This is a genomic window from Streptomyces sp. NPDC058864 (assembly GCF_042742985.1).
Taxonomy (GTDB): domain Bacteria; phylum Actinomycetota; class Actinomycetes; order Streptomycetales; family Streptomycetaceae; genus Actinacidiphila.
On the sequence record NZ_JBHYMQ010000079.1, the window covers coordinates 873 to 22,583 of the forward strand.

The 21,711-nt window shown below is 73.6% G+C and carries 17 protein-coding genes and 1 pseudogene; 15 read left to right on the top strand and 3 right to left on the bottom strand.

The features are described from left to right. Both ACFW3D_RS36215 and ACFW3D_RS36220 read left to right on the top strand, forming a co-directional pair. A pseudogene (locus ACFW3D_RS36215) lies at nucleotides 1–644 on the top strand (hypothetical protein); the annotation flags it as partial. Beyond that, nucleotides 626–1,546, top strand: coding sequence for a hypothetical protein (locus tag ACFW3D_RS36220; RefSeq protein ID WP_500511843.1), 921 nt, complete (start codon nucleotides 626–628; stop codon nucleotides 1,544–1,546). The pseudogene ACFW3D_RS36215 and the gene ACFW3D_RS36220, both read left to right, overlap by 19 nt. A gap of 60 nt (nucleotides 1,547–1,606) precedes the next feature. Here the strand turns inward: ACFW3D_RS36220 and ACFW3D_RS36225 are convergent, their stop codons facing one another. Beyond that, on the bottom strand, nucleotides 1,607–2,890 hold the full coding sequence (locus ACFW3D_RS36225) for a DUF1015 domain-containing protein (RefSeq protein WP_500511845.1): 1,284 nt from the start codon (nucleotides 2,888–2,890) through the stop codon (nucleotides 1,607–1,609). 72 nt (nucleotides 2,891–2,962) lie between these two features. On the opposite strand from ACFW3D_RS36225, the gene ACFW3D_RS36230 reads away from it, so the two are divergent. Beyond that, nucleotides 2,963–3,994: an HAD-IIA family hydrolase gene (locus tag ACFW3D_RS36230; RefSeq protein ID WP_500511847.1), complete on the top strand. Its 1,032-nt coding sequence runs from the start codon at nucleotides 2,963–2,965 to the stop codon at nucleotides 3,992–3,994. A 46-nt stretch (nucleotides 3,995–4,040) separates the two neighbouring features. Here the strand turns inward: ACFW3D_RS36230 and ACFW3D_RS36235 are convergent, their stop codons facing one another. Next, on the bottom strand, nucleotides 4,041–4,388 hold the full coding sequence (locus tag ACFW3D_RS36235; protein ID WP_500511849.1) for a sterol-binding protein: 348 nt from the start codon (nucleotides 4,386–4,388) through the stop codon (nucleotides 4,041–4,043). Nucleotides 4,389–4,536: 148 nt separating this feature from the next. Here ACFW3D_RS36235 and ACFW3D_RS36240 point away from each other — a divergent pair, with 148 nt between their 5' ends. The 6 genes from ACFW3D_RS36240 (at nucleotide 4,537) to ACFW3D_RS36265 (ending at nucleotide 11,179) form a co-directional block, all read left to right on the top strand. Then, nucleotides 4,537–5,523 carry a histone gene (locus tag ACFW3D_RS36240; RefSeq protein ID WP_500511851.1) on the top strand — a complete coding sequence of 329 codons (987 nt, stop codon included), beginning with the start codon at nucleotides 4,537–4,539 and terminating at the stop codon, nucleotides 5,521–5,523. Next, a complete protein-coding gene (locus ACFW3D_RS36245) occupies nucleotides 5,516–5,788 on the top strand; it encodes a hypothetical protein (RefSeq protein ID WP_500511853.1) in 273 nt (90 codons plus the stop codon). The genes ACFW3D_RS36240 and ACFW3D_RS36245 overlap by 8 nt, the downstream gene beginning before the upstream one ends. Nucleotides 5,789–5,795: 7 nt before the next feature. Further along, nucleotides 5,796–6,602 carry a TlyA family RNA methyltransferase gene (locus tag ACFW3D_RS36250; RefSeq protein ID WP_500511855.1) on the top strand — a complete coding sequence of 269 codons (807 nt, stop codon included), beginning with the start codon at nucleotides 5,796–5,798 and terminating at the stop codon, nucleotides 6,600–6,602. Continuing rightward, nucleotides 6,599–7,537: an NAD kinase gene (locus ACFW3D_RS36255; protein ID WP_500511857.1), complete on the top strand. Its 939-nt coding sequence runs from the start codon at nucleotides 6,599–6,601 to the stop codon at nucleotides 7,535–7,537. Before ACFW3D_RS36250 ends, ACFW3D_RS36255 begins: the two co-directional genes overlap by 4 nt. Nucleotides 7,538–7,586: 49 nt before the next feature. Continuing rightward, on the top strand, nucleotides 7,587–9,329 hold the full coding sequence (gene recN, locus ACFW3D_RS36260) for a DNA repair protein RecN (RefSeq protein WP_500511859.1): 1,743 nt from the start codon (nucleotides 7,587–7,589) through the stop codon (nucleotides 9,327–9,329). A gap of 713 nt (nucleotides 9,330–10,042) precedes the next feature. Next, complete coding sequence (locus ACFW3D_RS36265; RefSeq protein WP_500511861.1) at nucleotides 10,043–11,179, top strand: glycosyltransferase family 4 protein; 1,137 nt, start codon at nucleotides 10,043–10,045, stop codon at nucleotides 11,177–11,179. A 27-nt stretch (nucleotides 11,180–11,206) separates the two neighbouring features. Here ACFW3D_RS36265 and ACFW3D_RS36270 read toward each other — a convergent pair whose 3' ends face one another. Beyond that, entirely contained in the window at nucleotides 11,207–13,015 is a 1,809-nt protein-coding gene (locus tag ACFW3D_RS36270) for a glycoside hydrolase family 15 protein (protein ID WP_089226274.1), read from the bottom strand. A gap of 404 nt (nucleotides 13,016–13,419) precedes the next feature. On the opposite strand from ACFW3D_RS36270, the gene pyrG reads away from it, so the two are divergent. From pyrG to ACFW3D_RS36300, 6 genes are all read left to right on the top strand, one after another. Beyond that, complete coding sequence (pyrG, locus tag ACFW3D_RS36275; protein WP_500511903.1) at nucleotides 13,420–15,066, top strand: CTP synthase; 1,647 nt, start codon at nucleotides 13,420–13,422, stop codon at nucleotides 15,064–15,066. Nucleotides 15,067–15,129: 63 nt separating this feature from the next. Next, a complete protein-coding gene (locus ACFW3D_RS36280) occupies nucleotides 15,130–15,753 on the top strand; it encodes an NUDIX domain-containing protein (protein WP_500511863.1) in 624 nt (207 codons plus the stop codon). Between the two features lie 129 nt (nucleotides 15,754–15,882). Next, nucleotides 15,883–18,216, top strand: coding sequence for an NB-ARC domain-containing protein (locus ACFW3D_RS36285; RefSeq protein WP_500511865.1), 2,334 nt, complete (start codon nucleotides 15,883–15,885; stop codon nucleotides 18,214–18,216). 250 nt (nucleotides 18,217–18,466) lie between these two features. Continuing rightward, entirely contained in the window at nucleotides 18,467–19,582 is a 1,116-nt protein-coding gene (gene ald, locus ACFW3D_RS36290) for an alanine dehydrogenase (protein ID WP_500511905.1), read from the top strand. A gap of 363 nt (nucleotides 19,583–19,945) precedes the next feature. Further along, on the top strand, nucleotides 19,946–21,019 hold the full coding sequence (locus ACFW3D_RS36295; RefSeq protein WP_500511866.1) for a ParA family protein: 1,074 nt from the start codon (nucleotides 19,946–19,948) through the stop codon (nucleotides 21,017–21,019). Beyond that, nucleotides 21,016–21,663 (top strand): hypothetical protein, encoded by a 648-nt coding sequence (locus tag ACFW3D_RS36300; RefSeq protein WP_500511868.1) that lies wholly within the window; start codon nucleotides 21,016–21,018, stop codon nucleotides 21,661–21,663. The genes ACFW3D_RS36295 and ACFW3D_RS36300 overlap by 4 nt, the downstream gene beginning before the upstream one ends. Nucleotides 21,664–21,711: the final 48 nt, after the last annotated feature.

Genomic DNA, 21,711 nt, shown 5'->3' on the forward strand with positions numbered 1-21,711 from the left:
TCGTCCGCGTGACGACCGGCGGGATGACCGTGGTGGGTTCCGTCGCGATGACCGTCCGCGTTACGACCGCCCGCGCGATGACCGTCCCGGTGGGGATCGTCCGCGTGACGACCGGCGGGATGACCGTGGTGGGTTCCGTCGCGACGACCGTCCGCGTTACGACCGCCCGCGCGATGACCGTCCGCGCGATGACCGGCGGGACGACCGCGGTGGGTTCCGTCGCGATGACCGTCCTCGTTACGACCGGCCGCGCGATGACCGTCCCGGTGGGGATCGTCCGCGTGACGACCGGCGGGACGACCGTGGTGGGTTCCGTCGCGACGATCGCCCGCGCTACGACCGCCCCCGCGATGACCGGCCGCGCGATGACCGGCGGGATGACCGGCCCCGTGGCCCGCGGCGGGACGACGATCGTGGCGGCTACCGTCGCGACGACCGGCGGGACGAGCGTCCGCGCGGCCCGCGTCGTGAGGACGAGCGGGGCCAGGGCGGCCGCCGGCCGTACGTGCAGGGGCGCGGGCGGTTCGAGAACACCCGGGGCCGTGACGAGCGCCGTGAGGAGCGGGAGCCCGTCAAGCGGCTGCCGATCCCGGACGACGTCACGGGTCAGGAGATCGACCCCAGCGTGCGTCAGGAGCTCATGAGCCTGCCGAAGACGCTCGCCGAGGACGTGGCGCGCAACCTCGTCATGGTCGCCCGGCTGCTGGACGAGGACCCGGACCTGGCCTACGGCTACTCCAGGGTCGCGCTGCGACTCGCGTCCCGTGTCGCCGCCGTGCGTGAGGCGGCGGGGTTCGCCTCGTACGCCACGGAGCGGTACGCCGAGGCGCTGGCCGAGTTCCGCGCCTGCCGCCGTATGACGGGCACGGTCGATCTGTGGCCGGTCATGGCGGACTGCGAGCGCGGCATGGGCCGGCCGGAGCGCGCGCTGGAGATGGCGGGTGCGCCGGAGGTGCACAAGCTGGACCGCGCGGGTCAGGTGGAGATGCGCCTGGTGGCCGCCGGTGCCCGGCGCGACATGGGCCAGAACGACGCCGCCGTCGTCACCCTGCAGAGCCCCGAGCTGGCGTCCAACGCCGTGCACCCGTGGACGGCGCGGCTGCGGTACGCGTACGCCGACGCGCTGCTCGCGGCGGGTCGTGAGGCCGATGCCCGCGAGTGGTTCGCCAAGTCGCTGGAGGCCGACCAGAACGGCAGCACGGACGCCTCCGACCGGCTGGCGCAGCTGGACGGCGTGGCCTTCGTGGACGCGCTGGACGAGGACGCCGACGAGGAGCCGGCGGCGAACGAGGCCGCCGTGGCGGATCGCGACGACGTCGCCGCCGTCGAGGAGGTCGAGGACGCCCCGGGCGCCGAGGCCTCCGACAGCGCGGACGACCAGGACGACGCGGACGACGAGCAGCAGGACGACGAGGGCCCCAAGGACCGCGTGGCCGGTGACGCCGGGGAGCCGGACGTCGACCTGACCGACGAGGCCGACCCGACGGCGTTCCTCGACGACCCGTTCAAGGAGCCCTCCGAGCGCAGCGAGCGCACCGAGGGCTGATCGCCGCGACGAAGGGCGGCATCCGCATGACGCGGATGCCGCCCTTCGTGTTGCGCGGGGTCAGGCGGAGGTGCCGTCGAGTTCCAGGCTGCGCAGCACCAGCCCGGTCGCCGGCTTCGGCCCGAACGAGGTCGACTTGCGCGGCATCGTCACGCCCTGCTTGGCGAGGTCGTGCACGACGCTCTCGCGCACCGGGTGGATGAGCACCGCCGTGCCGCCGAACTGCTCGGCACGTTCGACCGCGGCCTCCGTGTCGTGGATGTAGTGGATGTGCTCGGGGGCGTCGGGCACTTCCCAGATCCTGTCCAGGAGCAGGCTGTGCAGCACGGTCGCGTCCAGCTGCCGCCACTCGTCGGGCCGGTCCTGGGGGATGGCGCGGTCGAGGGCCCCGGGGTCCGGCCGGTCCAGGAGGTGGAAGCGGCCGTCGCCGGTGAGCAGGAACGCGTTGCCCTCGGCCGCCGCGGTCTCCAGGGCCGCCAGGGCCTCCGGGAGGGGGCCGGGCAGTTCCCGTACGCGGAAGGCGCCGCGGGCCGCCTCGACAGCCTGCGCGACGGGCAGTTGCGGGAGCACGCGGTGGATGGCGCGGACCCGCAGCGGGTAGCGGGCGGTGTCGACCAGCAGCACCAGGCCGTAGTCCCACGGGCTGGGGGCCTCGTGCTCGGCCTGCAGCAGCAGGTACGTGGCCCAGCGGTGGTGGCCGTCGGCGATGACGGCCTGGTGCCGGGACAGGTCGGCGTCGACCGCCGCGATCGCCCGCGGGTCCGTGATCGCCCACAGACGGTGGTGGATGCCGTCCTCGGTCGTCGTGGCCAGCAAGGGCGGCCCCGCGACGGTGCGTTCGACGACCTCGGCAGCCTCCCCGTCGTCGCCCCGGTACGCCAGCAGCAGCGGTTCGAGGTTCGCGGCCGTCGCGCGCATGAGGGCCGCGCGGTCGGCGACCGGGCCGGGCATGACGTCCTCGTGCGGCAGCACGATCCGCTCCTCGGGCGGGGTCAGCCGGAGGGCGCCGATGAGGCCGCGCTGCACCTGATCGCCCTCGCGCTGCTCGTACACGTAAAGGGCGGGCTTCGGGTCGAGGGCCAGGACGCCCTCCTCCTGCCACTGGAACAGCGCCCAGGCGGCCTTGCGGTGCCGGCCGTCCGGGGGCTCGGCGGTGGGCAGGATGAGCCGCACGACGTTGTGCGGGTCGGCTGTCTCCAGGTGCCGCTGTCCCTCGGGCCGGACGACGACGTCGTACGGTGGCGAGGTGACCGCGGCCAGGCTGCCGACCCGCTCGGGGACGTAGCGGAGCGCGCGGAACGGCGCCAGCCGCAGGCCCCGTACAGCGGGTCCGGAATTGTTCATCCGGGCATGCTACGCGGGTCATGTCCGCGAAGTGTGCCGAGTGATCGACGACATACGAGGAGCGACCGCCCGATGAACCACCGGACCGGCCCGGCCGGCAGTGAAAGGCCTCTTGACCAGGCGTACGACACGGCTCTGCTCGATCTCGACGGAGTGGTCTATGCGGGTGGTGACGCGATCGCGCACGCCGTCGAGTCGCTCGGCGCGGCGCGGGCGCACGGCATGCGACTGGCGTACGTCACCAACAACGCCGCCCGCACCCCGCGGGCCGTGGCGGAGCACCTGACGCGGCTCGGTGTGCCGGCCGAGGCCGGAGAGGTGATCACCTCCGCCCAGGCGGTGGCCCGGCTGATCGCGGATCAGGTCCCGGCGGGTGCACGGGTGCTCGCGATCGGCGGCGAGGGGCTCGTCGAGGCGCTGCGCGAACGCGGGCTCCAGCCGGTCGACTCGGCCGACGACGACCCCGCGGCGGTCGTGCAGGGCTACTCGCCCGCGGTGGGCTGGGAGCAGCTTGCCGAGGCGGCGTACGCGGTCAACCGCGGTGTGCCGTGGTTCGCGTCCAACACGGACCTGACCATCCCGACCGCGCGCGGCACTGCGCCGGGGAACGGCGCGCTCGTCGAGGTCGTCCGGATCGCGACCGGCGGCGACCCGCAGATCGCGGGCAAGCCGCTGCCGCCCATGCACCGCGAGACGGTCATCAGGACCGGCGCGCGGCGGCCGCTCGTGGTCGGCGACCGGCTCGACACCGACATCGAGGGCGCCCACGCGGGCGGCGTCGACTCGCTGCTGGTGTTCACTGGGGTCACCACCCCCGCGCTGCTGCTCGCGGCCCCTCCCGAGCACCGGCCCACCTACGTGGACGCCGACCTGCGTGGTCTGCTCACCCCGCAGCCCGAGGTCACGGACGCCGGCCGGGGCGCGTACCGCTGCGGGGGCTGGACCGCGTCGGTGGGCGACGGGGTGCTGCTGCACCGTGACGACGAGGGCGGAGGCGAACCCATGGACGGGCTGCGGGCGCTGTGCGCGGCCGCCTGGACATGGGCCGGGGACGGCACCTGCGACCTGGACGCGGGGAAGGCGCTGGACCGGCTGGGGCTCTAGGGCGACAGGCGCTCGGGGTTCCTCGGGGTTCCAGGGCTCCGGGGCTCTAGAGGAGCTTGCGCAGCCGCAGCAGGTCGCGGAAGCCCGCCTCCAGCTTGACCCTGCCGCTGCCCCACGCCTTCGCGAAGTGCAGCCTGCCGTCAACGAGCGCGACGAGGTCGTCACCGGCCATGGTGAGCCTTATCTCGGCGCGTTCGGCCGGCGGGCCCTGCACGGTGACCACGTCCTGGATGCGACCGTCCACCAGACGCCCCACGAAGGTGACGTCGAGATCGGTGATGCGGCAGCTCAGCGAGCGGTCGAGGGCGGCCGCGCTGCGCAGGTCCCCCTCGGTCCCGGCGAGGTTCTCGGACAGCCGCTCGAGCGCGCTGCGGCACTCCTCGATGGTCGCCATGGGCTGTGCGTCTCCCGTTCGGACGTCGGCTCGTGCTGGTCTTGATCGACCGTACCGCAGCGGACCGTCGGGGAGATGCGGTGCCATAGGCGGTAGCGTCGTGACCGACGAAGTCTGGGGAACTGGCGAAGGCGAGGAGTGAGGGCGTATGCGGGACGCGTTGCGGACCTGTCTGCAGATCGCGGGCGGCCTGACCGAGGCCACCCGGCGACGGGCGGTCGGAGCGGCGAAGGAACTGCTCGACCAGACCGGGATAGACGTCGACGCGGTCCAGCGGAGCATCGGCGAGCGCATCCCGCCCGAGGTGCAGACGCTCGCGGACGAGCTGATGGCGTCGGGACGGGCCAATCGCGACCTGCTCGTGGGGCTCATCCGCGAGGAGGTCGACAAGGCGATGAGCCGGGTCGGGCGGCTCGCGGACGAGGTCACCAAGGTCGGTGTCGTCCTGGAGGCCCTGGAGCGCCGCATCCGCAACCTGGAGGACGGCGACCGGGAGCCGGCCGATGCCGACCTGGCGGACGAGGAGCCGGACCCCGGTCTGTACGTGCCGCCGCAGCCGCCGGTGGAGCAGGTGCCGGTCGACGGGCGGGCGTCCGCGCCTGCGACTGCCCCCGCGCCCGCGCCCGCGAAGAAGCCCGCGCGGACGGGCACCTCCGGGGCCACGCCGGTGGCGCGCAAGAACGCCGCCCCCGCGCAGCCTCCCGCGACGCCTGTGGCCGCGGAGCCCGGCAAGGCCGCCGGCCCGGCCGCCGTTCCGGTGGCGCGCAAGAACGCCGCCCCGGCGAAGGCGCCCGCGGCGAAGAGGGCGGTGCCTGCGGCGAAGAAGACCGCCCCCGCCAAGAAGGCCGCCCCGGCGGAGAAGGCAGCCGCCTCCCGGACCGCGTCCGCGGCGAAGAAGGCCACCCCGGCGAAGAAGGCCACCCCGGCCGCCACGGCCAAGAGGACCGCGGCCACGTCCGGCACCGCTGGCGCTGCGCCCGCGAAGAAGACCGCCGCCAGGAAGGCCACCCCGGCCACCGCCTCCACCGCCCCCGCCAAGAAGACGGCGGCCGCCAAGAAGGCGACCCCGGCGAAGAAGGCTGCCCCCGCCAAGAAGACGGCGGCCCGCACGCAGGAGGCGAAGGGGCGTGGCTGAGAGCGGGCCCGAGACCGTGGCGGCCGCGCCCGGACCGGAAGCCGGGGCCGACGCCCCGGCCCCGGCGGGGGCGGTCGCCGACACGGCGCCGCGTCCGCTGGGGGTCGTGCTGGACGCGACGGGGAATACCGAGGTGGACGCCGTCCTTGTCCGCCTGCAGGATGCCGACCTGCTTCCCACCGAGGACCACGTCGAGGTGTACGAGGATGTACACCGTGGGCTGCGCGACACGCTCACGAGACTCGACGACGACAACAGGAGCTGAACCTCACGTGGCACGACGCCGACTCGACGCCGAGCTGGTGCGCCGGAACCTCGCCCGCTCACGGGAGCACGCCGGGCAGCTGATCGCCGCCGGCCGGGTGACCGTGGGCGGGACGACCGCGACGAAGTCCGCCACGCAGGTGGAGACCAGCGCCGCCGTCGTCGTGACGAAGGACGACTCGGACCCGGACTACGTCTCCCGCGGCGGGCACAAGCTGGCCGGGGCGCTGGCGGCGTTCGTGCCCCGGGGGCTGGTCGTGGAGGGGCGCCGCGCGCTGGACGCCGGGGCGTCCACGGGCGGCTTCACCGACGTCCTGCTGCGCAGCGGGGCGGCGCGGGTCGTCGCCGTCGACGTCGGCTACGGGCAGCTCGCGTGGTCGCTGCAGAGCGATGAACGCGTCACGGTCAAGGACCGTACAAACGTCCGCGAGTTGACGCTCGAGCAGATCGACAACGCGCCGGTCGACCTTGTCGTCGGTGACCTGTCCTTCATCCCGCTCGGGCTCGTCCTGCCCGCCCTCGTACGCTGCGCCGCGCCCGACGCGGACCTGGTCCTGATGGTCAAGCCGCAGTTCGAGGTGGGCAAGGAACGACTGGGCAGCGGCGGTGTGGTCCGCAGCCCTCAGCTGCGCGCCGAGGCCGTACGACAGGTCGCCGAGCAGGCGGCCGCACTGGGACTGGGGGTGCTGGGCGTGACCGCGAGCCCGTTGCCGGGACCGTCGGGGAATGTGGAGTACTTTCTGTGGCTGCGCGCCGGGGCGCCCGAACTGGACCCGGCGGATGTCGACCGCGCTGTGGCGGAGGGGCCGCGTTGAGCGAGACGCACGAGACGCACGAGGTGCACGGGACGTCCGGACGCACCGTCTTCCTGCTCGCCCACACCGGGCGGCCGGCGGCCATCCGCAGCGCCGAGCGGGTGGTCCAGGGACTGAAGCGCTGCAACATCGGCGTACGGGTGCTGGCGGAGGAGGCCGAGGACCTGACGCTGCCGGGGAACGGCGCGGTGCAGCGGGTGCAGGAGATCGGCCCGGAGACCGTCGCGGACTGCGAGCTGATCATCGTCCTGGGCGGTGACGGCACGCTGCTGCGCGGCGCGGAGTTCGCCCGCGCCTCCGGGGTGCCGATGCTCGGGGTCAACCTGGGCCGGGTCGGCTTCCTCGCGGAGGCCGAGCGCGACGACCTGGACAAGGTCGTCGACCGGGTGGTCACCCGCGACTACGAGGTCGAGGAGCGCATGACCATCGACGTCCTGGTGCGCAACGACGGCCAGGTCGTCCACACCGACTGGGCGCTGAACGAGGCCTCGGTGGAGAAGCAGGCGCGCGAGCGGCTGCTGGAGGTCGTCACGGAGGTGGACGGCCGTCCGGTCTCCCGCTTCGGCGGCGACGGGGTGGTGATGGCGACCCCGACCGGCTCGACCGCGTACGCCTTCTCGGCCGGCGGGCCGGTGGTCTGGCCCGAGGTCGAGGCCCTGCTGATGGTGCCGATCAGCGCCCACGCGCTCTTCGCGAAGCCGTTGGTGACCTCGCCGAGGTCGGTGCTGGCGGTGGAGGTGCAGCCGAAGACCCCGCACGGCGTGCTGTGGTGCGACGGGCGGCGCTCGGTGGACCTGCCGGCCGGGGCCCGCGTGGAGGTCCGGCGGGGCGCGGTGCCGGTCCGGCTGGCGCGGCTCCACCACGCGTCGTTCACCGATCGGCTGGTCGCGAAGTTCGCGCTGCCCGTGGCCGGCTGGCGGGGCGCGCCGCACTGAGTTTCCCCTCAGGGGTGAGGCCCGTCGCGCGGCGGCAGGCAAACCTCGTATGGTCGTATCCGTGTTGGAGGAAATGCGTATCCGGTCGCTGGGAGTCATCGAGGACGCCGTGGTCGAGCTGTCGCCCGGCTTCACCGCGGTGACCGGTGAGACCGGCGCGGGCAAGACCATGGTCGTCACGAGCCTCGGGCTGCTGCTGGGCGGCCGTGCCGATCCCGGCCTGGTCCGGATCGGGACGAAATCGGCGTCCGTCGAGGGACGGATCACCCTGGGTGCCGACGCGCCCGCCGCCGTGCGGGCCGAGGAGGCCGGCGCCGAGCTGGACGACGGCGCGCTGCTGATCAGCCGTACCGTCTCGGCGGAGGGCCGGTCCAGGGCCTTCGTCGGCGGGCGCTCGGTCCCCGTGGGCCTGCTGAGCGAGCTGGCGGACGAGCTGGTCGCCGTCCACGGCCAGACCGACCAGCAGGGACTGCTGCGGCCGGCCCGCCAACGGGAGGCGCTGGACCGGTACGCGGGCGACGCCGTCGCCGTGCCGCTGGCCAAGTACGCGGCCGCCTACCGGCGGGTGCGCGAGGTCGCGGGCGAGCTGGACGAGCTGACCACACGGGCCCGCGAGCGGGCCCAGGAGGCGGACCTGCTGCGCTTCGGCCTGGAGGAGGTCGCCGCGGCCGAGCCCTTGCCGGGCGAGGACGCCGACCTGGCCGCCGAGGCGGAGCGGCTGGGGCACGCCGAGGCGCTCGCGTCGGCGGCGGCCCTGGCGCACGCCGCGCTCGCGGGGAACCCCGAGGACCCGGAGGGCGTCGATGCGGGCATGCTCGTCGCCGGCGCCCAGCGCGCCCTGGACGCCGTCCGCTCCCACGACCCGGCGCTGGCCGCGCTCTCGGACCGGATCGGCGAGATCGGCATCCTCCTCGGCGACGTCGCCGGGGAGCTCGCCGGGTACGCCGACGACCTGGACGCCGATCCGCGGCGCCTGGCGGCCGTGGAGGAGCGGCGGGCCGTCCTGGCCCACCTCACCCGCAAGTACGGGGAGAGCATCGACGCCGTCCTGGCGTGGGCCGAGCAGGGCGCGGCCCGGCTGGGCGAGCTGGACGGCGACGACGAGCGGATCGAGGAGCTCACGTCGGAGCGCGACGCGCTGCGCGCCGAGCTCGGCGACCTCGCCCAGGCCCTCACCGACGCCCGCGCGGAGGCGGCGGAACGCTTCGCCGCGGCCGTCACGGCGGAACTCGCGCAGCTCGCCATGCCGCACGCCCGTGTCGGCGTCGCCCTCCGGCAGACGGAGGACGCGGAGGGCATCGAGGTCGGTGGCCGCCGGGTCGCCTTCGGCGCGACCGGCGCGGACGAGGTGGAGCTGCAGCTGGCGCCCCACCCCGGCGCCCCGCCCCGGCCCATCGCCAAGGGCGCCTCCGGCGGTGAGCTGTCCCGGGTGATGCTCGCCGTCGAGGTCGTCTTCGCCGGGTCGGACCCGGTGCCGACGTACCTGTTCGACGAGGTCGACGCGGGCGTCGGCGGCAAGGCCGCCGTCGAGGTCGGCCGGCGCCTGGCGCGTCTGGCGCGCACCGCGCAGGTCGTGGTCGTCACGCACCTGCCGCAGGTGGCGGCGTTCGCGGACCGGCAGCTGCTGGTCGAGAAGACCAACGACGGGTCCGTCACCCGCAGCGGGGTCCGCGTCCTCGAGGGCGAGGAACGCGTGCGCGAGCTCTCCCGGATGCTCGCCGGCCTGGAGGACTCGGAACTCGGCCGCGCCCACGCGGAGGAACTCCTGGCCGCAGCCCGCGAAGCGCGCTGACGCGCGCCGGGACCGGGTGCGCGGCGTGCCGCCCTGCCTTGACGCCCGGCGACGCGCCCGCCCCGGTCGTGGGCCGGGTGCCGCGCCGGTGCGGTCCGTCGCCGGGAGGGCCTCCGGCCTCCGACCGGGGCCCGTCCCGCCTGCGGGGCGCCGTCCGGCGGGTGCGGGGAGGGGTTTTCGTCGGTCGTGCTCAGAGCGTGTTCCGGCTGCCACCGTCACCGTGGTCCGGACGGCTGCGGGCGAGGTGGTCGTGGGAGGGCGCCGGCCGGTCCGCGGGAGGCTCCGCCCTCCTGAGGCGCGGTCGCGTGTCCGTGGACGTCACGTCCGGCGGTGGGTGGTCGACCACCGTGCCCGGGTGACGGGGGCCCGTCTCGCCTGCGGGATGCCGTTCGGCGGGTGCGGGGAGGGGTTTTCGTCGGTCGTGCTCGGAGCGTGCCTCGGGGGCACCGTCGGCGCGGTCCTTGTCGATGCCGCCGTCCCGGCGCGCGGCCGTGCGCCCGCGCGCGCCACGCCTGATGGCGAGTACCCCGGCTTACGGGTGCGGGGTCGGCGCGATGGGGGAGCGGGGGGCACTCGTAAGGGTGGTCCCGCGTACGTGTGGCCGGGTGGGGGTGGGGCATCGCTCCCTGGATGGCCCATCGGCCTGGCATCCTTGAGGGAGCAACCCCGCCACCCACCCTCCGCACGATGCCGAGTCAGGAGCCCGACGCCGCGTGAGCAGTTCACCGAGCCCCTTGCACGGGCAGCTGCACGCCGTCCATGTGCTGGGCGAGACGGCGCGGGCCCATGTCGCCTCCGTGGCGGGCGGGTTGGTGGCGCGCGGCGTCCAGGTGACGGTCTGCGGGCCGGGCGAGGCCGAGGAGCGGTACGGATTCGGTGCGGCGGGGGCGCGGTTCGCTCCGGTCGAGATCACGCGGCGCTCGCAACCGAGGGCGGACGCCGCCGTGGTGACGGCGCTGCGGGCGGCCTGCGCCGGGGCGGACGTGGTGCACGCGCACGGGCTGCGGGCCGGGCTGCTGGCGATGATGGCGCTGAGCGGGCGCCGTACGCCGCTGGTGGTGACCTGGCACGGCGCGGTGCTGGCCGAGGGGGCGCGGGGCCGGGTGCTGCGGCTGCTGGAGCGCCGGGTGGCGCGGGCGGCGGCGGTCGTGCTGGGCGCGTCGTCGGACCTGGTGGACCGGGCCCGTTCGGCAGGGGCCCGGGACGCCCGGCTCGGGCCGATCGGGGTGCCGGCCCCGCAGCGGGTCGCGCCGTCCGCGGAGGCGGTGGCGGAGGCCGAGCGGCGCCGGCAGAAGTCCCGGGACGAATTCGCCGTGGGGGAGCGGCCGTTGCTGCTCGCGGTGGGCCGTCTGGAGCCGCGCAAGGGCTACGACGTGCTGCTGGACGCGGCCCACGGCTGGGCGGGGCTGGATCCGGCGCCGTTGCTGGTCGTCGCGGGCGAGGGCTCGCTGCGTACGGGGCTGCAGGAGCGGATCGACGCGGAGGAGCTGCCGGTGCGGCTGCTCGGCCGCCGTGACGACGTGCCCGAACTCCTGGCCGCCGCCGACGTGGTGGTGCTGCCGTCGCGCTGGGAGGCGCGCTCGCTGATCGCGCAGGAGGCGCTGCACGCGGGGGCGCCGCTGGTGGCGACCTCCGTCGGCGGTACCGCCGAACTCGTCGGCGAGGCGGCGGTGCTGGTGCCGTACGGCAGTCCGAAGGCGCTCGCCGACACCGTGACCCGTCTGCTGGGGGACCCGGCGCGGCGCGCGATGCTGGCCGCGGCCGGTCCCGCGCAGGCCGCCACTTGGCCGACCGAGGATGACACGGTCGCCCAAGTGCTCAGCATCTACGACGAGTTGACCTCTTGGTGAGGGCCGCCGGGGGCGGCGGCCCCGTGGTCAGCCGCCGTACGCGCCGCTCGCGGTGAGCCGCAGCGCCGTGTCGATCAGCGGCACGTGGCTGAACGCCTGCGGGAAGTTGCCGACCTGCCGCTGCAGCCGCGGGTCCCACTCCTCCGCCAGCAGGCCGAGGTCGTTGCGGAGCGCCAGCAGCTTCTCGAAGAGCCTGCGGGCCTCGTCGACCCGGCCGATCATGGCGAGGTCGTCGGCGAGCCAGAACGAGCAGGCGAGGAAGGCGCCCTCGTCGCCGGGGAGGCCGTCCAGGTTCTCGCCGCCGGGCGGGGCGTCGGTCGGGTAGCGCAGCACGAAGCCGTCCTCGGTGGACAGCTCCCGCTGGATCGCCTCGATGGTGCCGATCACGCGCTTGTCGTCCGGCGGCAGGAAGCCCACCTGGGGGATGAGCAGCAGCGAGGCGTCCAGTTCGCGCGAGCCGTAGGACTGCGTGAAGGTGTTGCGTTCCTTGTCGTAGCCCTTCTCGCACACGTCGCGGTGGATCTCGTCGCGCAGCTCGCGCCAGCGCTCCAGCGGGCCGTCGACCTCGCCGGACTCGATGAGCTTGACGGTGCGGTCGACGGCGACCCAGGCCATGACCTTGGAGTGGACGAAGTGCCGGCGCGGGCCGCGGACCTCCCAGATGCCCTCGTCCGGCTCGTCCCAGTGGTCCTCCAGGTACTGGATGAGCCGGATCTGCAGGAGCGAGGCGTAGTCGTTGCGGGCCAGGCCGGTCATGTGCGCCAGGTGCAGGGCCTCGGTGACCTCGCCGTAGACGTCGAGCTGCAGCTGGTGGGCCGCGCCGTTGCCGACCCGGACCGGGATCGAACCCTCGTAGCCGGGCAGCCAGTCCAGCTCGGTCTCGCCGAGCTCGCGCTCGCCGGCGATGCCGTACATGATCTGCAGGTTCTCGGGGTCGCCGGCGACCGCGCGCAGCAGCCACTCGCGCCAGGCGCGGGCCTCGTCGCGGTAGCCGGTGCGCAGCAGGGAGGACAGGGTGATCGCCGCGTCCCGCAGCCAGGTGAAGCGGTAGTCCCAGTTGCGGACGCCGCCGATGTCCTCGGGCAGGGACGTGGTGGGAGCGGCGACGATGCCGCCGGTCGGCCCGTACGTCAGGGCCTTGAGCGTGATCAGGGAGCGGACCACGGCGTCGCGGTAGGGGCCGTGGTACGTGCACTGGGCGACCCACTCGCGCCAGAAGTCCTCGGTGGCCTCCAAGGACGCCTCGGGCTCGGCGAGCGGGGGCGGCTCCTTGTGCGAGGGCTGCCAGCTGATGGTGAAGGCGATGCGGTCGCCGGGCGACACCGTGAAGTCCGCGTAGGTGGTGAGGTCCTTGCCGTACGTCTCGACATCGGTGTCGTGCCAGACGGAGTCGGGACCGGCGACGGCGACGGTGCGCTCGCCCACCTTGTGCACCCAGGGCACGACCCAGCCGTAGCTGAAGCGCATGCGCAGCGCGGACCGCATCGGCACGCGTCCGCTGACACCCTCGACGATCCGGATCAGCTGCGGGGCGCCGTCACGCGGCGGCATGAAATCGATCACACGGACCGTGCCGCGGGGGGTGTCCCACTCGGACTCCAGCACCAGGGAGTCGCCCCGGTAGCGGCGCCGGGTGGCGGCCGGGGACGGGGTGCCGTCGGCGTGCGCGGGGCCGAGCCGCCAATAGCCGTGCTCCTCCGTGCCGAGCAGGCCCGCGAAGATCGCGGGGGAGTCGAAGCGGGGCAGGCACAGCCAGTCGACCGTGCCGTCCCGGCACACCAGGGCGGCGGTCTGCATATCGCCGATGAGTGCGTAATCCTCGATACGCCCGGCCACGTAGGTCTCCCAGTCGAACGACGGCGGCGCCCCTTGGGACTGGGGCGGTGATTGCGGTCTGTGGATCTGTCGACGAGCTCTTTCCCGGGAGCGGGCGGGGTAGTGCCGTGCCGGTTCACTCGCATCGAATCGATGTGTCCGAGCAGGATACGACGTCAACGCGGGCTGTGCGGAAGCGACGACCACCCCCGCTGGGCCGGTCGGGTGCATTTTGTCGTACCGGACTCCCGGTGAGCGCGTTTTTCGTCAGAGAGCCGCCCGCACCGTCTGGTGCGCGTCACTGATACCCTGGTAGCCCGTGGGCCGGTGGGCTGAACCACTGAACCGCCGCGACGACACCCCTCTTCACCACCATGGTGCCGTCCCGACCACCACCTCGCGACCACGGGAGCCCCCTGTTGGCACTGCCGCCCAAATCCACGACGACCAAGCACCTCTTCGTCACGGGGGGTGTCGCCTCCTCGCTCGGCAAGGGCCTGACCGCCTCGAGCCTCGGCGCCCTGCTGAAGGCCCGGGGTCTGCGCGTCACCATGCAGAAGCTCGACCCGTACCTCAATGTGGACCCGGGCACGATGAACCCCTTCCAGCACGGTGAGGTGTTCGTCACGGACGACGGGGCCGAGACCGACCTGGACATCGGTCACTACGAGCGCTTCCTGGACGTGAACCTCGCCGGCTCGGCCAACGTCACCACCGGTCAGGTCTACTCCTCGGTGATCGCCAAGGAGCGGCGCGGCGAGTACCTCGGGGACACCGTGCAGGTCATCCCGCACATCACCAACGAGATCAAGTCCCGTATCCGGCGCATGGCGACCGAGGACGTGGACGTGGTGATCACGGAGGTCGGCGGCACCGTCGGCGACATCGAGTCGCTGCCCTTCCTGGAGTCCGTGCGGCAGGTCCGGCACGAGGTCGGCCGGGACAACGTCTTCGTGGTGCACATCTCACTGCTCCCGTACATCGGCCCCTCCGGCGAGCTGAAGACCAAGCCGACCCAGCACTCGGTCGCCGCGCTGCGCAGCATCGGCATCCAGCCCGACGCGATCGTGCTCCGCGCCGACCGTGACGTGCCGACCTCCATCAAGCGCAAGATCTCGCTGATGTGCGACGTCGACGAGGAGGCCGTGGTCGCCGCGATCGACGCCCCGTCGATCTACGACATCCCCAAGGTCCTGCACACCGAGGGCCTGGACGCGTACGTCGTCCGCAAGCTGAACCTGCCCTTCCGCGACGTCGACTGGGCGCAGTGGGACGACCTGCTCAAGCGGGTCCACGAGCCCGAGCACGAGGTGAAGGTCGCGCTCGTCGGCAAGTACATCGACCTGCCCGACGCCTACCTGTCGGTGACCGAGGCGCTGCGCGCCGGCGGCTTCGCCAACAACGCCAAGGTCAACATCAAGTGGGTGACCTCGGACGAGTGCAAGACCCCGGCAGGAGCGGCCCGCCAGCTCGGCGACGTGGACGCGGTCTGCGTGCCCGGCGGCTTCGGCGACCGCGGTGTGGAGGGCAAGGTCTCGGCGATCACCTACGCCCGGGAGAACCGCATCCCGCTGCTGGGCCTGTGCCTGGGCCTGCAGTGCGTGGTCATCGAGGCGGCCCGCAGCCTGGCCGGCATCCCGGACGCCAACTCCACCGAGTTCGACCCGGCGACCGCACACCCGGTGATCTCCACCATGGCCGAGCAGCTCGACATCGTCGCCGGCCAGGGCGACCTCGGCGGCACCATGCGGCTGGGCCTGTACCCGGCGAAGCTCGCCGAGGGCTCCATCGTCCGCGAGGTCTACGGCGGCGAGCCCTACGTCGAGGAGCGGCACCGCCACCGCTACGAGGTGAACAACGCCTACCGCGGCGAGCTGGAGAAGAAGGCCGGCCTGCAGTTCTCCGGCACCTCCCCGGACAACACCCTGGTCGAGTACGTCGAGTACCCCCGCGAGGTGCACCCCTACCTGGTGGCCACCCAGGCGCACCCCGAGCTCAAGTCCCGCCCGACCCGTCCGCACCCCCTGTTCGCGGGTCTGGTCGCGGCCGCCGTCGAGCGCCTCAAGGGTTGATCGGTACGGTTGCGGGGGCGGGCCGGGGAACGGCCCGCCCCCGCACCGCGTACGGAGGGCACCATGCTGAAGGACACTCCCGAGGAGTGGCGGGTCACCGCCACCGCCACCCCCTTCACCGGGAAGAAGACCGGCGTCCGCACCGATGACGTCGTCATGCCCGACGGCAGCGTGGCCCGGCGCGACTACCAGGTCCACCCGGGCTCGGTGGCCGTGCTCGCCCTCGACGACCGGGACCGGGTCCTGGTCCTCAAGCAGTACCGCCACCCCGTGCGGATGAAGCTGTGGGAGATCCCCGCCGGGCTGCTCGACGTCCCCGGCGAGAACCCGCTGCACGCCGCCCAGCGCGAGCTGTACGAGGAGGCGCACGTCAAGGCCGAGGACTGGCGGGTGCTCACGGACGTGTACACCACGCCCGGCGGCTGCGACGAGGCCGTGCGGATCTTCCTGGCCCGGGGCCTGTCCGAGGTGGAGGGCGAGCGCTTCGAGGTGTCGGAGGAAGAGGCCGACATGGAGTTCGCCCGGGTCCCGGTGGACGAGCTGGTCCGCGGTGTCCTCGCGGGGGAGCTGCACAACAACTGCCTCGTGGTCGGTGTGCTGTCGCTGCAGGCCGCCCGGGCCGGGGACGGCCTGGAGTCGCTGCGCCCGGCCGAGGCCGAGTGGCCCGCGCGACCGTTCTCCGCGTGACCCGTTCGGTCTGACCATCCGATCGTCCGAGAGGGTGATCATTGGCGGGATCCGCCGCGTCGCGTACGGGGGTTGGACCCTCGCCGTGAACTAGGCTCTTGCCGTTCGTAGGAGAACGGGAGTGGGCCCGTGGCGGATCACGTGCTGGACGCCGACGCATCGGCGGCGGCCTCTGACGACGGCCCGTGGGAGTCGGCGTCACAGACCCCGGCACACGGCACGTTGCCCCCCGGCCTGCCGGGATTCGTCGGCCGTCGCCGCGAGCTCGAGGAACTGCGCGCCGACATCGACCGGCCGGGCCTGGCCGCCCTGCGCGGCCAGACGCCCGACGGCAGCCGGGTGCTCCTCGTGGCCGGCCGGCCGGGCTCGGGCCGCACGGCGCTGGCCGTGCGGCTCGCCCACGAGGTGGCCGACCGCTATCCCGGCGGCCGGTTCTACGTACGGCTCAGCGAGAACGACGGCCGTCCCGTGCCGTCCGAGCAGTCCGCCCGTGCCCTGCTGCGGGCGATGGACGTCGAGACCGAGCCGGCCGCGGAGCGCGAGGAACTGCTCGCCGAGCTGCGCACCGCCCTCAACGGACGCAAGGCCGTCCTGGTGCTGGACGACGTCGTCGACTCCCGGCAGCTGCTGGACCTGATGCCCAGGGGCTCGGGGAACCTGCTGGTCGCCACGGCCGAGGGGCCGCTGCCCGGCGTCCACGACGTACGCCCGTGCACCCTGGGCGGGCTCGATCCGGCCGCGTGCGTCGACCTGCTGGTCGAGGCGGTCGGGCGGGTGCGGATCACCAACGACCCCCGGGCCGCGGAGGGCCTGGCCCAGGAGTGCGGCGGCCATCCCGCGGCGCTGCGGCTCGTCGCCGCATGGCTCGCCGCCCAGCCGCGCACCTCCGTCGCCGAGGCCAGCCGCAGGCTGCACGCCGCCGACGAGGCGGCGGCGGGAGCGGCCGCCCCCGCCGCGTCCGAAGGCGTCCGGGCCATTCGCGGCAACGGCACGCTCCGCGCCGACGTCGGGCACCGCACGGGCAGCGGCCCGCTGCCCGAGGCGTTGAGCGGTCTGGCCGGCGCGGACGGGCAGGCACGTGTGCTGCGCCGCGCGGGCGCCTCCGCCGACCCGGCCGCGAAGGCGCCCGGCGGCGCGCGGGACGCCGGCGGCTCCGGGGAGACGAAGGAGAAGGGCAGCACCAGCCCGCCGCTCACGCCGCGCGCCACGCCCGCGCCGGAACTGCTGCGCGCCTTCCGCTTCGTGTACGGGGCGCTCTCGCCCGCCGTGGCCCGCATGCTGCGGCTGCTCGCGCTCGCCCCCTCGGGCCTGACCGACGCGCAGACCGCCTCCGCGCTGGGCGGCTGCTCGGTCGAGGCCGCGCAGGCCACCCTGGCCGACCTGGCCGCCTGCGGGCTGCTGCACCCCGAGCCGGCGGCCGGCGACCTCCCGGCGCAGTACCGCGTGCCGGGCTGGCTCACCCCGCCGCTGCGGGCGCTGCTGGAGAGCACGGAGAAGGCGTCCGAGGTGCAGCTCGCCCGCGCCCGGATGCTGGAGCGCACGGTACGGCTGCTGCACGCGTGCCGGATGTGCCTGGAGGGCGAGACGGAGCCGGACGGGCTGCCCAAGTCGCTGCGCTTCCCCAGCCGTCCGGTCGCGGCCGGGTGGCTGCGGATGCGGCTGCCGGTCCTGCTGGCCGCCGCGCGGATGGCGGTCGCGGACGGCGAACTGGACACGCTGGCCCGCCGCCTCATGGCGGCGCTGGTGCGGGCCCTGGCCGCGGACCCCGACGGCGGCGCGACCGCGCCGGAGCGTTACCGGCTCCACCACCTTGTGCTGGACGTCGCCGAGCGGCGCGGACTGCACCGCGAGAAGGCGGCGGCCCTGCTGAACATCGGCGACCTGGACGTGGAGGCGGTCCGCCCGCTGGACGCCCTCGACCGCTACCGGGCCGCGCTGGTCGCGTCCCGGGAGGCGTACGACGGGGACGCCGAGGGCCGCGCGCTGGAGGCCATCGCCGGGACCTACCTGGAACTGGACGATCCGCAGCGCGCCTCCGACTGGTACGGCAGGGCGCTGGCCCTGCGGCAGGCCCGCGGCGAGACCGTCCACCAGGCGCGGCTGCACTCCCGGCTCGGTGCCCTGTTCACCTACGCCGGCCACTACGGCAACGCGCTGCGCGAGTGGCGTGCCGCGGCCGCCGCGCACCGGCGGCTGAAGGACCTGCCGGCGCAGGCCCGTGCTCTCAGCGAGGTGGCCCGGGTCCAGGAGTACGCGGGGCATCCGGAGGACGCGCTGCGGACCTGCCGCGACGCCCTGTACTGGGCGCGGCAGGCCAAGGAGCGGCGGCTGGAGGGCGCGGTGCTGCTGCGCATGGCCGACACCTTGGACCGGCTGGGGGATTCCGCGGGTGCCCGGTTGCAGCGGGCCGCGGCGCGCCGGCTGCTGCCCGCCGAGGAGATTCCGCAGCCCGGTCAGGACTGAGGGCCCCGGTTTCCGGGGCCGCGGGCCCACTTGGGGCCCTCGGATCACGCCGTAAGCGAGCTGTACCTACGAAACTGCCAATGCCTTCGCTGAAAGTAGTCACTTTGTAAGGCTGGACAGCGACTCTTCCTTCACTACACTTGGTCACACCGCAGCACATCGCGGTCAGGTCCGACGTACCCCCTCATGGGGTGACATGTCCGTAGACCTGCCAAAACCCTCCACTCCCGTGAACAGGACCGTGATCGACGTGAAGGTCGGCATCCCCCGCGAAGTCAAGAACAACGAGTTCCGCGTGGCCATCACCCCCGCCGGCGTGCACGAGCTCGTCCGAGGCGGCCACGAGGTGTTCGTGGAGCAGGACGCCGGCGTCGGCTCGTCGATCCCTAACGAGGAGTACGTCTCCGCGGGCGCGACCATCCTCGCGACCGCCGACGAGGTGTGGGCCGTCGCCGACCTGGTGCTGAAGGTCAAGGAGCCCATCGCGGAGGAGTACCACCGGCTCCGCAAGGACCAGACCCTCTTCACCTACCTGCACCTGGCCGCGTCCCGCGAGTGCACCGACGCGCTGCTGGAGTCCGGCACCACCGCGATCGCGTACGAGACCGTCGAACTCGCCAACCGCCAGCTGCCGCTGCTCGCCCCGATGTCCGAGGTGGCCGGCCGGCTCGCCCCGCAGGTCGGCGCGTACCACCTGATGCGCTCGGCCGGCGGCCGCGGCGTGCTCCCCGGCGGCGTCCCGGGCGTGGCCCCGGCCAAGGCCGTCGTCATCGGCGGCGGCGTCTCCGGCTGGAACGCCGCGCAGATCGCCGTCGGCATGGGCTTCCACGTCACCCTGCTCGACCGGGACATCAACAAGCTGCGCGAGGCCGACAAGATCTTCGGCACCAAGGTGCAGACCATCGTCTCCAACGCCTTCGAGCTGGAGAAGGCGGTCCTCGACGCCGACCTCGTCATCGGCGCGGTCCTGATCCCGGGTGCCAAGGCCCCCAAGCTCGTCACCAACGAGCTGGTCTCGCGCATGAAGCCGGGCTCGGTGCTCGTCGACATCGCCATCGACCAGGGCGGCTGCTTCGAGGACTCCCGTCCCACCACGCACGCCGAGCCGACCTTCACCGTGCACAACTCGGTCTTCTACTGCGTCGCCAACATGCCTGGCGCGGTGCCGAACACCTCGACCTACGCGCTCACCAACGCGACGCTGCCCTACATCGTCGAGCTGGCCAACCGCGGCTGGCGCGAGGCGCTGCGCCGGGACGCCGCGCTCGCCAAGGGCCTCAACACCCACGAGGGCCAGGTCGTCTACGGCCCGGTCGCCGAGGCGCACGGCCTGGACACGGTGGACCTCGCCGCCGTCCTCGGCTGACGGCCACCTCGTCGATTGATCGATTTTTCGCGTCGGCGTCAACTTGTCGCCAATGCGGTACGCACGGCCGGGTCTTGAGTCCCAAGACCCGGCCGTTCGCGTGGAACCATACTGTTTTGCCGATTCGTACCCCCGTGAAACATCCCCGGCGTCGTCGTTACACCCTTGACAGCGAGACGTTCGGTTGCCGACACATCGTGCCGTGTCCGGTGGATTGTGTTGCTGTGAACCACCGACACGCCATAGAGTCGCCAACCGTCGGCATGCTGCAACGCTGACCTATTGAGAAGTTTCCTGGTCACCAAGGAGGTAAGACGACTTGTGAATGAGTCGACATTTGCTCCCGGGGGTGGTCAGCCAGGAATGACCGTGCAGACCGAGGGCTCCGCACGGCTCGGACCGGTGGCCTCCGTGGCCGTCCGGACGTTCGAGGCGCGCAGGGCCGGTACAGACAACGAGACGCGTTACGCGAACCCCATGGCCCAATACGAAGAAGAGCTGCAGGACGGTCAGTTCTACGACCCCGACGCGGAGTACGAACCCGACCCCGAGTACGCGGCCACCCTCGCGCCCGACGCGGCACGCCAGCGCCGCGAGCGCGTCGGCCCCACCGGTCGCCCGTTGCCGTACTTCCCGATCCCGGGCCCGCTGACGGACCACGGTCCGGCGAAGATCATCGCCATGTGCAACCAGAAGGGCGGCGTCGGCAAGACGACCTCGACCATCAACCTGGGTGCCGCGCTCGCCGAATACGGCCGCCGCGTCCTCCTGGTCGACTTCGACCCGCAGGGCGCGCTCTCCGTCGGCCTCGGCGTCAACCCGATGGAACTGGACGTCACGGTCTACAACCTGCTGATGGAACGCGGGCTCTCGGCCGACGAGGTGCTGCTGAAGACGGCGGTGCCCGGCATGGACCTGCTGCCCAGCAACATCGACCTGTCGGCCGCGGAAGTCCAGTTGGTCAGCGAGGTGGCCCGCGAGTCCTCGCTGCAGCGGGCGTTGAAGCCGCTGCTGCCCGACTACGACTACGTCATCATCGACTGCCAGCCGTCGCTCGGCCTGCTGACCGTCAACGCGCTGACCGCGGCCCACCAGGTGATAGTGCCGCTGGAGTGCGAGTTCTTCGCGCTGCGCGGTGTCGCGCTGCTCACCGAGACCATCGAGAAGGTCAAGGAACGGCTCAACCCCGAGCTGGAGTTGGACGGCATCCTCGCCACGATGTACGACTCGCGGACCGTGCACAGCCGCGAAGTGCTGGCGCGTGTCGTCGAGGCGTTCGACGACCACGTCTTCCACACCGTCATCGGACGGACCGTCCGCTTCCCGGAGACCACGGTCGCCGGTGAGCCGATCACCACCTACGCCTCCAACTCGGTGGGTGCCGCCGCCTATCGCCAGCTCGCCAGGGAGGTGCTCGCCCGGTGTCACGCCGAGTGAGTCTCCCGGGGGCCGACGAACTGTTCCGCACGACAGGAGGACGGGGACTCCAGTCCCCGACGCCACGGCAGCACGCCAACGGCGAGACTCCCGGCGCGGGCCCGGGCGGCGGCCCCGGCACGGACTCCGGCGCCTCCGGCGAACGCCCGCTGCGGCCCGTGCCGGCCCCCGCCGGGGAACCGGCGCCCGAGGAGGCGCCCGTCAGCGAGTCCGCGACGCCCTCCGAGGCCGCCGAGCACGGCGGCCGGGACACCGCCGTCCCCGGCGCCCCGCCGGCCCCCGCGGCCCGCTCCGTCCCCGAACAGGCGGGTCCGCCCGTCCGGCGGGGCCTGCAGGCCCCCGCAACGGGCTCCACGGGCCCCCAGGCGGCCCCGCAGCCGCCGCAGCCCCCGCAGCCGCGCCGCAAGTCCGGACGGGCCCCAAGACGGCCCAGCGGGCGCGAGCGCCACGACGAGAAGATCACCGTCTACGTCTCCGCCGAGGAACTCATGGACCTCGAGCACGCCCGGCTCGTCCTGCGCGGGGAGCACGGTCTCGCCGTGGACCGCGGGCGCATCGTCCGCGAGGCGGTCGCGGTGGTCCTGGCCGACCTCGAGTCCCGCGGCGACGCGAGCATCCTCGTACGCCGCCTGCGCGGCCGCTGACGCGCTCCGCGCGATACGGTGCCGTCCTCCGTACGGCCCCGTCAGCAC